The following is a 13,267-nucleotide window of genomic DNA, read 5'->3' as shown; positions in this document are numbered from 1 at the left end:
TGGGTCGAATCTTGCGCCATGATTCGACCCAGAACCCTGATCCAGCACGGAAGAGGTAGCTACCAACGGGTAGGTTGAGACCCATGCGCGCCGTCTTCGCCCAGTCCATCCACCCGAACGCGCCGCTCGACGGTCTCGCGATCGGAGAGCGCCCCGAGCCGCAGCCGCAACCGGGGTGGGAAGTCGTCAAGGTCGTCGCGAGCGCCCTCAACCACCACGACATCTGGTCGCTGCGCGGAGTCGGCCTGTCCGAGGCGCAGCTGCCGATGATCCTCGGCTGCGACGCGGTCGCCGTACGCGAAGACGGGACGCGCGTACTGGTGCACGCGGTGATCCCGGACGCCAAGGATCCCCGTGGCTTCTCGCTGCTGAGCGAGAAGCATCAGGGGACGCTCGCCGACTACGTGACGGTTCCCGCCGAGAACCTGCTGCCGTTGCCCGCCGGAGTATCCACTGAGGACGCTGCTGCGCTGCCGACGGCGTGGCTCACGGCGTACCGGATGCTGACGACGAAGGGACGCGTCCAGGAGGCCGAGTCGGTGCTGGTCCAGGGCGCGGGCGGCGGAGTCGCGACGGCTGCCGTCGTCCTCGCCCACGCGATGGGCAAACGCGTCTACGCCACCAGCCGCGACGCCGCGAAGCGCGAGAAGATCGCCGCTCTCGGCGCGATCGCCGTCGAATCCGGCGCGCGGCTGCCCGAGCGGGTGGACGTCGTGATCGAAACCGTCGGCCCGGCCACCTTCGACCATTCGCTGAAGTGTGCCGCGCCCGGCGCCCGGATCGTCGTCTCCGGCTCCACCTCCGGCCGCAGCGCGGAGTTGCTCCTGGCCCGGGTGTTCATGATGGAACTGCAGATCCTCGGCTCCAGCATGGGCACCGCCGGCGAGCTCAGGGCCCTGATCGAGCTGGTCGCCACCGGCCAGGTGAAACCGGTGATCGACGAGGTCCTTCCCTTCGCCGACGTGCGTCAGGCGTTCGAGAAGCTCGCCACCGGCGACGTCTTCGGCAAGCTGGTGCTCACGCACTCGTAGCGGTCCAGGATCAGCCGCGCCAGGTCCCACGACGCGCCGAGCGGTTCGGCCACGGCCACCGCGCCCGCGCGTACCGCACTGTCTGTGACCAGGTCGAAAAGGCGTCCGCAGGCCAGGAAGTAGCTCGCCACGGCCACTCTCCGCGCGCCACGAGCCTGCAAGGCCGCGACCGCCTCACCGCCCGAAGGGGTCGCGCCGGCGGCATAAGCCACTTCCACTGGTACGCCTAAAGCAGCGCTCAGGGCATCACCGGTCTGGTGGACGACCACCCGGGCTTCGGCCATGCGCGTACCGGCGGCGGCAAGGACCAGGCCGTCATAGGCGTCGCGGCCGATCGCCGCGTCGAGCCGTTTGCGCAGCCCGGCGAGCAGATGATCGGACACTCCGCCCAACGGGGTGGCGACCGCGACGTCGAACCCGGCGACTTGGGCCGGCAGGTCGATCCGCCCGTGGTACGCGTTGGTCAGCAGCAACGGCACGACGACGGCGCACTCGTCCAAGGCGGTGAGCACGGTGGCCGGACTGGGTTGGGCGAGTTCCAGGAAGGAGACCCGGACGTCGAGGCCGGGCCGCGCCGCCGCCACGACCCTCGCCAGGGCTCGGGTCGTGGCGTTGGCGCGCGGATCCCGGGAACCGTGCGCGACCAGCAGCAACGGCGTCATCAGGACACTGACTGCACTTCTTGCGGCTCGCCCAAGAGGCTCCCCGGCGTATGGAGACCGCACTCGGTCTTGTCGAACATCGCCCAGCGCCCGGCTCGCGGGTCCTCCCCCGCCGCCGTACGCCGAGTGCAGGGCCAGCAGCCGACCGAGCCGTAACCGTTGCTGAGCAACTGGTTCACGGGGATGTCATAGCGCTCGATGTACGCGTTGACGTCCTCGTCGGTCCACGCCGCGATCGGGTTCACCTTGACCTTGTTGCGGGCGTACTCGAAGTGCACGACCGGGGTCTTCGCCCGGGTGGGCGACTCGTCGCGGCGCAGCCCGGCGGCCCAGGCGTCGTACTCGGCGAGCACCTTCTCCAACGGCTGCACCTTGCGCAGCGAGCAGCACAGGTCCGGGTCGCGGGCGTACAACCGGGGGCCGTATTCGGCGTCCTGCTCGGCCAGCGTCAACTCCGGCCGCACCGACCGGATCGTCACCGGGATCGTGCGCGCCACGGTGTCGCGTACGCGCAGGGTCTCGGCGAAGTGCAGGCCGGTGTCGAGGAAGACGACGTCGATGCCGGGGGCGACCCGGGAGGCCAGGTGGGCCACGACGGCGTCGGCCATCGAGCTGGTCACGGCGAAGCGGTCGCCGAAGGTCTCCACCGCCCAGGCGATGATCTCTTCGGCGGGCTTGCCTTCGAGCGCCTTGCCGGCGCGGACGGACAGTTCGACTAGTTCGTCAACGGTTCGCGTGCTGCTCACTTCGGACCTCCGAGGGGTGACTGAGTAGGCCGAGGAATTTCAGCGAGAAGACTCTGGTGCAGGACCGGCACTCCCAGGTGCCGTGGACATCGGAATGGGGACGCAGGTCCTCGTCCCCGCAATAGGGGCAGTAGCTGGGGAACGCCCGATCACCGGAGGACATCTTCATCCGCCCGCTGGACCCATTCCGCGAACGGCTCGTCCGCGTCCTTACGCCCGTCCAGGTACGCCCGGCTGAGCCGCTCCACATAGGACGGCAGCTCGGCGCTCGTGGTCTTGAGGCCGCGCAGCTTCCGGCCGAACCCCGACTGCTGGCCCTTGGCCAACGTCAGGCCGCCGCCCAGGTGCACCTGGAAGCCCTCGACCAGCTCGCCGTCCGGGCCGGGGACGAGCTGACCCTTGAGCCCGATGTCGGCGACCTGCGTACGCGCGCAGGCGTTGGGGCAGCCGTTGACGTTGACGCTGATCGGCAGGTCGAGGCCGGTGGACTCGATGTGGTGCACGACCGCTGCCGCCGTCGCCTTGGTCTCCACGATGGCGAGCTTGCAGTACTCGATGCCGGTGCACGCCATCGTCGATCGCCGGATCTGCGACGGACGCGCCTGCAGCCCGATGCCTTCGAGGGCGTCGGCGAGGGACTCCACCCGATCGGGCGCCACGTCGAGGACCAGCAGCTTCTGGTGGGGCGTCAGGCGTACCCGTGCCGATCCATGAGCCTCGGCCACGTCGGCGAGCGAGTGGAGCATGGGCCCGGAGACACGGCCTACGAGCGGCGAGGCGCCGACGTAGAACGAGCCGTCGCGCTGCGGATGCGCGCCCATGTGGTCGATCGGCTGGGCCGGCAGCTCCGGAGCCGGACCGTCGACGAGCTTGCGCCCGAGGAACTCGTCCTCGAGGATCTGGCGGAACTTGGCCGCGCCCCAGTCGGCGAGCAGGTACTTCAGCCGGGCGCGGTTCCGCAGCCGCCGGTAGCCGTAGTCGCGGAAGACCTCGACGACGCCCTTCCAGACCTCGGGGATCTCGGCGAGCGGAATCCAGGCGCCGAGCCGCTGGGCGAGCATCGGGTTGGTGGACAGGCCGCCGCCGACCCACAGATCGAAGCCCGGACCGTGCTCGGGGTGCACCACACCGAGGAACGAGACGTCGTTGGCCTCGTACGGGACGTCCGGCAGCCAGGAGACCACCGTCTTGAACTTGCGGGGCAGATTGGCGAGCGCCGGGTCGCCCACATACTTGCCGACGATCTCGTCGATCGCGGGCGTGGCGTCGACCAGTTCGTCCGCGCTGACCCCGGCGACCGGGCTGCCGAGCACGACTCGCGGGGTGTCGCCGCAGGCCTCGGTGGTGGACAGGCCGACCGCTTCGAGCTGCTGCCAGATCGCGGGCATGTCCTCGATGCGGATCCAGTGGTACTGGATGTTCTGGCGGTCGGTGATGTCGGCGGTGTCCCGGGCGTACCGGGTCGAGATCTCGGCGAGCACCCGCAACTGCGCCAGGCTCAGCTGGCCGCCGTCGATGCGTACGCGGAGCATGAAGTACTCGTCGTCCAGCTCGTGCGGCTCGAGGATCGCCGTGCGACCGCCGTCGATACCGGGCTTACGCTGGGTGTACAGGCCCCACCAACGGAACCGGCCGCGCAGGTCGGCGGGGTCGATGCTGTCGAATCCGCGGTGGGCGTAGATCGACTCGATCCGGGCCCGGACGTTGAGCGGGTTGTCGTCCTTCTTGGTCCGCTCGTTGGGGTTCAGCGGCTCGCGGTGGCCCAGCGCCCACTGTCCCTCGCCGCGCTTCCGCCGGACGGCGGGTTTGGCAGTCACGGCATTATCGGTCGCCATCGCGGCGTCCTCCTGATGCTTGGATTGCGCGCTGTACGCCGAATATCGCGACGATCATTCGCGATCAAGCATCATTGCTCCCGGCGCCTGCGCGCCCGGACAAGAAGTGACTCCTCGAGACGGAGTCCTCGGGCGACGCTCAGCCGAGCCGACAGATGGCGCTCCGCACACGCCCGTAGTCGACGTGCCGCCGCGCAGTCAGCGGCACGGAACGGAGCGTGGCGGGACTCATGTCGTTCACAATGCCATGTCCGGCCGCCGATGGCCAAGATGCCGTGGCCGCCGTCTCAGCCCTCGGAACCATTGGGCCGGTTATGCGGCGCGAATCACAATATGCTGACACTCGTGCGGAGGATTTGGCCGGATTTGATGGCAGTCGCGTTCTTCGTCCTAGCGGCAGTATTAGTTCTCCGGGGTCTGTGGGCGCACCCCGGCCAGCGTCTCCTGGCCACCAATCCCCAAGATCAGATCCTCTTCGAATGGATGCTCCAGCACACCGCCCAGGCCGTCGCCCACGCCCGTGATCCATTCCTCGCCCCCATCCTCGGTACGCCGACCGCGGCGAATCTGGCGGGCAACACCTCGGTGGTGCTCGTCGGCGTACTGCTCGCCCCGGTGACTCGGCTGGCCGGCCCGGGCGCGAGCTTCACGATCTTCGCGACCGCCGCCTTGGCCGGCACCGCGATCGCCTGGTACGCCTTTCTCCGCCGCCGTCTCGGCACGTCCGCCCCGGCCGCCTTCGTCGGCGGACTGTTCTGCGGTTTCGCACCCGGCATCGTGTCGCAGGCGAACGGGCATCCGCATATCGCCGCTCAGTTCTTCGTGCCGCTGCTCGTGGCGCTGACCTTGAATCTCGGCGTACCCGGGCGATGGTGGACCCATCCGTTGCGGGGAGCCGGACTCGGCTTGGTCGCCGCTGCGCAGATCCTGCTGGGCGAGGAGACTCTGTTCCTCGCCGCGCTCGGCCTCGGCGGATTCATCGTCTTCTACGCCGTCCAGCGGCCCGCGATCGTCTTCGCCCGGTGGAAGGCCGCACTCGTCAGCGTGGTGCTCGCCGGCGTGGTGACCCTCTCGATCGCCGGCTACCCGTTGTGGGTGCAGTTCCTCGGGCCGGAGGCGTACCACGGCTTGCCGAGCGGGCGGTACGTCGCCGACCTCGGCTCGTTCACGGCGTACGCCGGCGCCTCGATCGCGGGCAGTCCGGCGGCCGCGGCCGAGGTCGCGCCGAACCCGAGCGAGCAGGCCGCGTTCTTCGGCGTACCGCTGATCCTCGTCGCCGTGGTGGCGGCAGTGTGGCTCCGTCGGCTCGTCTGGGTCCGGAGTGCCGCCCTGACCGCGGTGCTCGCCTGTATCGCGTCCCTCGGCGTGCTGCCCAAGTGGCACGGGCGGGCGATCGGCGTACCGGGGTCGTGGACGCTGGTCGCCCAGCTCCCGCTGTTCCGCGACGTCATCGTCGTACGCCTGGCGCTCATCGCCGTTCCGGTGATCGGCCTGCTCCTCGCGGTGAGCTGGGATCACGCCGCCCGGCTGAGCGTCCTGCGCTGGGCGTGGCCGGCGATGGTGCTCGTGGCGCTGATCCCCACCCTTCCGCGCGGGCTCGGTGCGACGGCCGCCAAACCCGCCCCGGCGTTCATCAGCTCGGGTCAGTGGCGGTCCTGTGCCGAGCAGCACGGCACCTTGATCGCGTACGGGGACACGACCCGAGCCGGGGTGATCCACTACCAGATGCGACTGCAACTGGCGGCGAAGCTCGGCTACGCCTCACCCAACGGCTACTACTTCAGCCGGGATCACGACGGCGCGGGCCGGTTAGGACGTCCACTTCGGACGATGGACGTCGCCGTGATGACCGCTCGGGAGACCGGGCACGCGCCGGAGCTGACTCCTCGGCAGCTCACCGTCGCGCGCGCGGATCTCGTCTACTGGCGCGCCCAATGCGTCGTTCTCCAGCAGGGCGGGCCGCACGCCGACGCGATGCGCGACACGATCACCGGCATCGTCCAGCAGCCCGCCCAGACCGGCGGCGGGGTCTGGTACTGGCGGGTGCCTCAGCGCACTTCGTAGACCGAGACGGCCCCCTCGGTGTGCCGCAGGTCGGCGTACGCCGCCAGCTCCGGCGAGACTGCGCCTGACCGGGAGTCGGCGACGAGCCAGCGGACGCCGTCGGCCTTCAACGCCGTCAGATCCTCCGGCGTGGGATCGGTGAAGACTCGGTCGTTGCGCTGGAGCAAAGCCTGATCCCAGAACGGGGTGAGGGCGTCCCCGGCGACCCGGGGGGCGAACGTCCAGCCTTCCACCAGCACCCGCCGTTCGGCGTACGCCGAAAGCCAGAACGATCGCGGATCGCACCGCCCGGCGTACGGGACGGGGCCGCAGTGGACGTTGGTGGCCAGCACGTCAGAAGGGCGGCTGTGGTCGCGGACCCAGCGGGCGGCGAGCACCCGCGACCGGGGCATAGCCGTGTTGTAGTACGCGCCTCCGTTGGGCGAACGGGCCGACTTCGCCATGTCCATGACCAGCCCGGGCGCCCCCACGACCAGGATCGCCGTGAGCACCACGAGCCCGCCCTTGCCGCGCATCCCGGGCCGGGTCAGCGACAGGCTGACCCAGATCACCCAACCCGCCAGGCCACACACCGACAGCAGGGCGATCCACCGGAGGATGGGCACGGCCGGATCGAACGGCCGCCGCCATTCGGCCGGCCCGGCGAAGGCCAGCTGAACCCCGATCGTCGCCAGCGCGACCAGGCCGGCGAACGCGCCGAGATACCAGCGGCCGCGCCGGGACAGCTGGGCGCGTTCGAAGACTTCGGCGTACCCCCAGGCGGAGAGGATCACGCCGAACGCGAACCCGGCGCGGGCGAAGTACTGCTGGCCGTCCGAGAGTTGCCGGAGCAGCAGGTACGCCGCCACGCCACCGAGCGCGCCACCCAACAGCAGCCACTGCGCCGGTTCCAGCCGCAAACGGTGCCGTCGGAGCAGCGGGATGATCCCCGCCTGCCGCAGTTCCATGTTCACCAGGAAGGCCACGACCACGCCTGCGGTGATCGCCGACTGCTCCCACCAGCCCCGATGCTCGCCGGCCGGCGGATCGAAGAAGACCCCGAGGCTGCCGAGGACGTCGATGTTCGTGGCGTAGGTGTGGAACCGGTAGAGGACTGCGGTCGCGAAGAGCTGACCCGCCGCGGCCAGCAGCCCGAGCCAGACGACCGGCCAGGGGATCTGCTTTGTGCGTACCAGCTGGGTGAAGAAGACCAGCAGCACCGCGGCCAGAACCACTGGCAGCGAGCTGGCCTTTGCTCCGCTCGACGCGGCGATGAGCAGAGCCGCGAGCAGATAGCCGCGCCACGACCGCTCCTCGCCCGTGAGCACCGTGACCAGTACGCCGATCAGCGCGACGAGCAGGGCCCAGCTGTAGATCATCGACATGCCGTGCCAGATCACGAAGGTCGCCTGGGTGCCGAACGGCATGGTGACCGGATCGGTGAAGTTGACCTCCCCGATCGTGAAGAAGAGCACGGCCGCGACCACTCCGGCCCACGGCCGACGAGTCACCCGCGCACCGACGACTGCGGTGAGCACGATCGTGAGCGCGCAGAGCGCGGGAATGGCGAAGCGCAACGACACCGCGGTGAGGTCCACCCCGCCCACCAGGGACGCCATCGCCATGTGCGCGTAGGCGAACCAGTGGTAGTTGAGCGGCTCGGCGGCGACCTGGGGCAGGTGCAGCGGAAGATGGTTCTTGGCCTCGCCCGCGAGCGACAGCTGATACGCGAGATCGAGGTATTGCCGGGTGGACTCGGAGGTCGGCAGGACCGGGTTCCGGGCCAGGAACACCACGTAGAGGTAGTAAGTCCAGAAGATCACGATGGCGGCGACCGACCACGACCAGGCGACCGGCATCTTCTCCGGGTATGCGGGCCGCCAATGCCGTCGCAGTGGCTTGGTCAGGAACACCGCGACCACGAGGAGCGGCCACCCCGGCAACAAGAAGCGCACGTCGAGTGCTCCGCAGAGGGCCCAGGCGATCAGCTCCAGGGTCAGCCCGACAGCGGTGCCCAGCGCTACGTCTTCGACCAGCGTCCGCGGGGTCGGCCGAAGCGCGCGGTAGACCAGCGTCCCCGGCAGGACCACCGCCCACACCGCATACGCGCAATACCGGGCCACCTCCGCGACCGGCGTGCCCGCCGCCAGCACCAACGCCGTCATCGCCAGGAAGGCCACGATCAGCGGCAGCCATCGGGCCGGCCTGGCCGTCATGCGCGTCCTCCGGGGTCGGTCTTGGCGGGGGTCGGTCTTGGCGTTGGATCAGGGTTCCGGGTCGAATCTTGCCCCATGATTCGACCGCGAACCGTGATCCAGCGCTGATCTTGGGGGGTCAGCGATCTTGAGCGGGCCGGTCAGCGCTTCGTGAGCGGAACCTCGAGCAGCGCCTCGGCCCCGCCCTCGGGACGGTTACGCATCTCGATGCTGCCGCGAAGTTCACCGGTGGTGAGCGTACGGATGATCTGGAGACCCAGCCGCTTGGAGACCGCCGGATCGAAGTCCTCGGGCAGGCCGCGCCCGTTGTCGGCCACCGCCACCTGCAGTTGCTTACGGAAACGGTGAGCTGAGATCACCACCTCGGCGTCGGCGGAATCCTCGGCGAACGCGTGCTCGACCGCGTTCAGCAGCAGTTCGTTGAGGACCATGACGAGCGGAGTGGCGATCTCAGCCGGCAGTACGCCGAAGCTGCCCTCCCGGCGCATGCGCACCGAGATGCCACTGCCTGAGAAACCGCCCGCTACCTCGGCCGCAGCGGTCGCCACGCGGTCGACGATCCCGTCGAACTCGACCGCCTCGTCAGCCGACATCGCAAGTGTTTCGTGGACCAACGCGATCGACGCCACCCGGCGTACGGACTCTTCGAGAGCGGCTCGCGCTTCGGGCGCGTCGACCCGCCGCGCCTGCAGCCGCAACAGGGCAGCCACCGTCTGCAAGTTGTTCTTCACTCGGTGGTGGATCTCGCGGATCGTCGCGTCCTTGGTGATCAATGCCCGGTCGCGGCGGCGTACCTCGGTGACGTCGCGGGCCAGGATCAGCGCGCCGATCGGCACTCCGGCCGGAATCAGGGGCAGCGCCCGGGTCAGCACGGTCGCTCCGCGTACCTCGATCTCCTTGCGAGCCGGGGAATCGCCGTGCAGCGCCGCCAGCACCCGGGCCGACGCCTCGGAGCCTTCGAGCGGGTCGTCGGCGATCCGGCCCAGCAAGGCGGCCAAGTCTTCGCCCACGAGGTGGGAAGCGTGTCCCAAGCGGCGGAAGGCCGACTGCGCGTTCGGCGAGGCGTAGGTGACCTTCCCCGAGCCGTCTAGCCGGATCAGCCCGTCCCCCACCCGCGGCGCGCTGGTCGTCTCGCCCGGGTGCCGCGGCGGCGGGAAGGTGCCGTCGGCGACCATCTGCGCGAGGTCGTCCGCACTGGTCAGATAGTTCAGCTCCAGCTGGCTCGGGGTCCGCGCGGTGGACAGGTTCGTGTCGCGGCCCACGACCGCGATCACCTCGCTCGCCTCACCGTCCGCGCGTCGCCGCCGGACCGGCACCGCCTCATGGCGCGCGGGAGTGTCGCCGTACCAGACCGGGTCGCCCTCGCGCCAGATCCGGCCCTGCTGGCGGGCGATGGCCAAGTGGGCCACTTCCGGTCCGCTCACCATCCGGCCCACTTGATCATCTTGGTACGCCGTGGGAGCGGTCGTCGGGCGTACCTGGGCGACGCAGAGGAACGAAGGAGCGCCCGCGACCGCCTCTCCTGTGCTGACCGGCACCCAGAGCAGCAGGTCGGCGAAGGAGAGGTCGGAGATCAACTGCCAGTCCCCGGCGAGCCGGGTCAGGTGGTCGATGTCGTCCGGGCCGAGCGAGGTGTGCTCCTCGACCAGATCGCGAAGTGTGGACACGCGACCACACTAGCTACAGAGTCTCGGTGACTTTCTTGAGTCCGCGGGGAGCGTCCGGGTTCTCGCCCCGGCTGAGCGCGATGGCCAGGGCCAGCTTTTGCAGCGGCAGGATGTCGAGCAGTGCCGAGTAGCGCTCGTCGACGTCGGGCACCACCAGCCGGGCCGATGCCTCGGCCACCTGGCCGGAGCCGATGGTGACGACGTCGGCCCGCCGCTCGCCGAGCCGGGTGAGCACATCCGACATCGCGGTCCCGCCCGGGCCGGTGCCGACGACGGCGAGCACCGGGACGTCGGGGTCGGCCATCGCCAGCGGGCCGTGCAGCAGGTCGGCTCCGGAGAAGGCGAGCGCCGCCAGGTAGGAGGTCTCCATGAGCTTCAGCGCCGCTTCCCGGGCGGTCGGGTACGCGTACCCCCGGCCGGTGGTGACGACCCGCCCGGCGAACCGATAACGCTCGGCCAGTTGCGCCGGGGTGTCGTCGCGCAACGTCTGCTCGGCGAGCTCCGGCAACCTCGTGAGCTGGGCGAACTCGTCGGCGGGCACCTTGCCCTCGCCGCGGATCGCTTCGACGAGCAGCAGCAGGGCGAGCAGCTCGGCGGTGTAGGTCTTGGTCGCCGCCACAGCCCGCTCGTGCCCGGCCGCCACGTCGACGGTCAGCTCAGCCGTCTCGTTGAGGATCGACTTCGGGTTGTTGGTCACGGCCAGCGTCAGCGCGCCCTGCTCCCGGGCGATCTTGAGCACCTCGGTCAGGTCGGGCGAACCGCCGGACTGCGAGACTCCGACGACGAGCGCCTCGGAGAAGTCCGGGCGAGCGCCGTACACCGTCATCGCACTGGGCGAGGCGAGCCCGGCGGGCACGCCGAGCCGGATCTCGGTGAGGTACGCGGCGTACAGGGCGGCGTGGTCGGACGTGCCCCGGGCGGTGAACACGATGTGCTTCGGGCGGCGCTCGGCGATCGCGGCGGCGACCCGCTCGATCTCGCGTACGCTCGCCGGCTCCAGCAGCGCACCGTAGACGCCCGGCTGCTCCGCGATGTCCGTCGCCATGCCGACGCCGCGCTCGCTCATGCCCACTCCCTGAGTCTTCGTGCTCAATTTATGCTCGATCTGTGCGCAGTCTTGCACGAAATGACGGCCGACTCAACTCGGGCGAGCAGGATCACGCAGGTCCCGCGCTGGAAGTCACATTCCTCTACCCTGCCCGGGTGACCCAAGCCGAAGGAGTCCACGACCCCGTCCAGGAGGCGCATGGCGAACTGGCGCTGGCCCGGATCGCCCTCGCCGGAGACGACCTCCACCACGCCGCCAACCATCTCGCCGGGGCGATCGCGCACGCACCGAGCCTGCCCGAGGTGCACGAACTGCTCGCGGCGCTGGCCGCCCGGAGTCCCGACGGCGGCCTGAGCCTGTTCCCGCTCGACGACCGCCCGTTCCTCGGCGCGGTCGTCGCGCACGCGCACCTGCGCGCTGCGTCCGATGTGGATGGCGCGCTGTCGTTGCTGGCCAAGGCGACGGCGTTCGACCCGGCTCAGCCGTGGGCCGACGTGAGCTGGGTACGCGCACTGCCCGGCGACCGCGTCGACCCCGACGCCTTCGTCCAGGTCCTCGTGACGCTGATGCGCGAACTCGGCGAGCCCGCCGCCCCCGAAGTACGCCGAGCCAACGCGGCCTACCTGGAGCTGGCCACCCGAGTGATGGCCGCCCATCCACAGCACGCGATGCTGCACGGCGCCGCCGCGGGAGTCGGCCGGCGACTAGGCGACCCGGCCCAAGCAGCCCGGTGGGGCGAGACGGCGTACCGCCTGGAACCCACCAAGCTCACCGCCGTTTGGTACGCCTACGCCCTCCGCGCCGCCGGCCGGCTGCCCGACGCGCTGGCCGTGATGGCCGAGGCACGCCGACAGAACCCGCTCGACCTGGACCTCAACGCCGATGTGGCGAGCTGGCTCAGCGACGCCGGGCGCCTCGACGAGGCGCTGTCGGTGATCGAGGACGCGATGCGGATCGACCCCACCTATGACTGCGCCGTGCACACGGCGTACCGGCTGCGGTTCCAGCGCGACGGCGATCCGCAACACCTCGTCGCGCTGTCGGACTTCGTCCGCACCACCCCGCAGACCAGCCATGATCACACCGATCTCGCCGACTGCTGCGACGGGCGTACCTGGTTGGGGATCGTCGCCGGGCCGAGCGCGTCGTGCATCAACGTGCTCGGCCAGTTCCCGGCGGACCAACGCGACAGCGAGGGCGAGATCGGCATCTCCGGACTGGAGCCGCCGAGCGCACTGGCGATCTTCCGGCGGGAGATGCCGAACGTCTCGGTCTCCATCGCCGGTGATCCACCGCCGGACATGGTGCAGCCGTTGCGCCCGGGCCGGGTCCTCTGGCAGTACGCCGGCTTCCGGGCCGACCCGGCGGTGCCGCCGCCGTCCGCTCGCGCCACCGCACTGCTCGCCGAGCTCGCCTCCGGGACTTGGCCCGACCCGGTCTCGGCGTACGACCACGCGCTGCCGCTCGGCGAACTGCCGTTGAGCGATCTGCTCGGACTGCTCGTGTATCCGCCGCCGGTGCCCGATCGGATGGCCGGCATCCCCGACGGCTGGTGGGAACGCTCGGCGCAGACGTTCGCGGCGCTCGGCATCCTGCATTGCCGGGAACTCGCCGCCGAGCCGGGTGACACCACCGCCCAGCGGGCCGTGCTCGCGGAGATCGCGTACGGCGTCGAGGACTGGACGACCGAGGCGGCATTGTTCGCGCTGGTGGTCGCGGCCTGGCTCGATCCCGGCTGCCGCACAGAGGTCGGCGAGCTCGTCGGCCGCCGGTTCCTGGCGGCGACGGAGGCCTCGCAGCAGCGGCCGGTCACGATCCTGTCGTCGCTCGCCCACCTCGTCCGGCTGGTCCCCGACGTGAACCCGGAGCTCGGACGCCTCGCCGACACCGTGCTGGCCGACGAGGCCGATGACGACGCCGACCGACCGGCCGCGGAGATTCCGGAACAGCCGAAGAAGCGGTCGCTGCTGCGCCGGCTGACCGGCCGATAGGCGCTGGACAGCGCGATGCCCCCGGAGG

10 protein-coding genes are annotated in these 13,267 nt (G+C 70.3%); 3 read left to right on the top strand and 7 right to left on the bottom strand.

The window, feature by feature from the left end; genetic code table 11:
• Positions 1 to 83: 83 nt before the first annotated feature.
• Positions 84 to 1,031, top strand: coding sequence for a zinc-binding dehydrogenase (locus HOV77_RS26060; protein WP_290866085.1), 948 nt, complete (start codon positions 84 to 86; stop codon positions 1,029 to 1,031).
• Here the strand turns inward: HOV77_RS26060 and HOV77_RS26055 are convergent.
• Genes HOV77_RS26055 through HOV77_RS26040 form a run of 4 tightly spaced genes read right to left on the bottom strand, consistent with a single transcriptional unit; the run spans position 968 to position 4,274 of the window.
• A complete protein-coding gene (locus tag HOV77_RS26055; protein ID WP_290866083.1) occupies positions 968 to 1,693 on the bottom strand; it encodes a sirohydrochlorin chelatase in 726 nt (241 codons plus the stop codon). The two genes, HOV77_RS26060 and HOV77_RS26055, sit on opposite strands and share 64 nt — an antisense overlap.
• Positions 1,693 to 2,439, bottom strand: coding sequence for a phosphoadenylyl-sulfate reductase (locus tag HOV77_RS26050; RefSeq protein ID WP_290866081.1), 747 nt, complete (start codon positions 2,437 to 2,439; stop codon positions 1,693 to 1,695). The genes HOV77_RS26055 and HOV77_RS26050 overlap by 1 nt, the downstream gene beginning before the upstream one ends.
• Positions 2,417 to 2,602 (bottom strand): hypothetical protein, encoded by a 186-nt coding sequence (locus tag HOV77_RS26045; protein WP_290866079.1) that lies wholly within the window; start codon positions 2,600 to 2,602, stop codon positions 2,417 to 2,419. The genes HOV77_RS26050 and HOV77_RS26045 overlap by 23 nt, the downstream gene beginning before the upstream one ends.
• Positions 2,589 to 4,274 (bottom strand): nitrite/sulfite reductase, encoded by a 1,686-nt coding sequence (locus HOV77_RS26040; protein ID WP_290866077.1) that lies wholly within the window; start codon positions 4,272 to 4,274, stop codon positions 2,589 to 2,591. The genes HOV77_RS26045 and HOV77_RS26040 overlap by 14 nt, the downstream gene beginning before the upstream one ends.
• A 345-nt stretch (positions 4,275 to 4,619) precedes the next feature.
• Here HOV77_RS26040 and HOV77_RS26035 point away from each other — a divergent pair, with 345 nt between their 5' ends.
• A complete protein-coding gene (locus tag HOV77_RS26035; protein ID WP_290866075.1) occupies positions 4,620 to 6,338 on the top strand; it encodes a hypothetical protein in 1,719 nt (572 codons plus the stop codon).
• Here HOV77_RS26035 and HOV77_RS26030 read toward each other — a convergent pair.
• The 3 genes from HOV77_RS26030 to HOV77_RS26020 all read right to left on the bottom strand — a co-directional run bounded on the left by HOV77_RS26030 (position 6,323) and on the right by HOV77_RS26020 (position 11,245).
• Positions 6,323 to 8,533 (bottom strand): hypothetical protein, encoded by a 2,211-nt coding sequence (locus HOV77_RS26030; RefSeq protein WP_290866073.1) that lies wholly within the window; start codon positions 8,531 to 8,533, stop codon positions 6,323 to 6,325. The two genes, HOV77_RS26035 and HOV77_RS26030, sit on opposite strands and share 16 nt — an antisense overlap.
• 140 nt (positions 8,534 to 8,673) lie before the next feature.
• Positions 8,674 to 10,200 (bottom strand): PAS domain-containing sensor histidine kinase, encoded by a 1,527-nt coding sequence (locus HOV77_RS26025; RefSeq protein ID WP_290866071.1) that lies wholly within the window; start codon positions 10,198 to 10,200, stop codon positions 8,674 to 8,676.
• Between the two features lie 13 nt (positions 10,201 to 10,213).
• Complete coding sequence (locus HOV77_RS26020) at positions 10,214 to 11,245, bottom strand: SIS domain-containing protein (RefSeq protein ID WP_290866139.1); 1,032 nt, start codon at positions 11,243 to 11,245, stop codon at positions 10,214 to 10,216.
• Between the two features lie 158 nt (positions 11,246 to 11,403).
• On the opposite strand from HOV77_RS26020, the gene HOV77_RS26015 reads away from it, so the two are divergent.
• Complete coding sequence (locus HOV77_RS26015) at positions 11,404 to 13,239, top strand: tetratricopeptide repeat protein (RefSeq protein WP_290866069.1); 1,836 nt, start codon at positions 11,404 to 11,406, stop codon at positions 13,237 to 13,239.
• Positions 13,240 to 13,267 lie beyond the last annotated feature (28 nt).

The sequence above is a fragment of the Hamadaea sp. genome (assembly GCF_013362815.1).
In the GTDB taxonomy this organism is placed as follows: Bacteria; Actinomycetota; Actinomycetes; order Mycobacteriales; family Micromonosporaceae; genus Hamadaea.
This window is presented reverse-complemented; position numbering and strand designations above follow the sequence as displayed.

Bases quoted from the DNA above. Each gene is read 5' to 3' on its own strand.
- HOV77_RS26060 (WP_290866085.1), top strand. From the start codon at position 84: ATGCGCGCCGTCTTCGCCCAGTCCATCCACCCGAACGCGCCGCTCGAC.
- HOV77_RS26055 (WP_290866083.1), bottom strand. From the start codon at position 1,693: ATGACGCCGTTGCTGCTGGTCGCGCACGGTTCCCGGGATCCGCGCGCC.
- HOV77_RS26045 (WP_290866079.1), bottom strand. From the start codon at position 2,602: ATGTCCTCCGGTGATCGGGCGTTCCCCAGCTACTGCCCCTATTGCGGG.
- HOV77_RS26040 (WP_290866077.1), bottom strand. From the start codon at position 4,274: ATGGCGACCGATAATGCCGTGACTGCCAAACCCGCCGTCCGGCGGAAG.
- HOV77_RS26030 (WP_290866073.1), bottom strand. From the start codon at position 8,533: ATGACGGCCAGGCCGGCCCGATGGCTGCCGCTGATCGTGGCCTTCCTG.
- HOV77_RS26020 (WP_290866139.1), bottom strand. From the start codon at position 11,245: ATGGCGACGGACATCGCGGAGCAGCCGGGCGTCTACGGTGCGCTGCTG.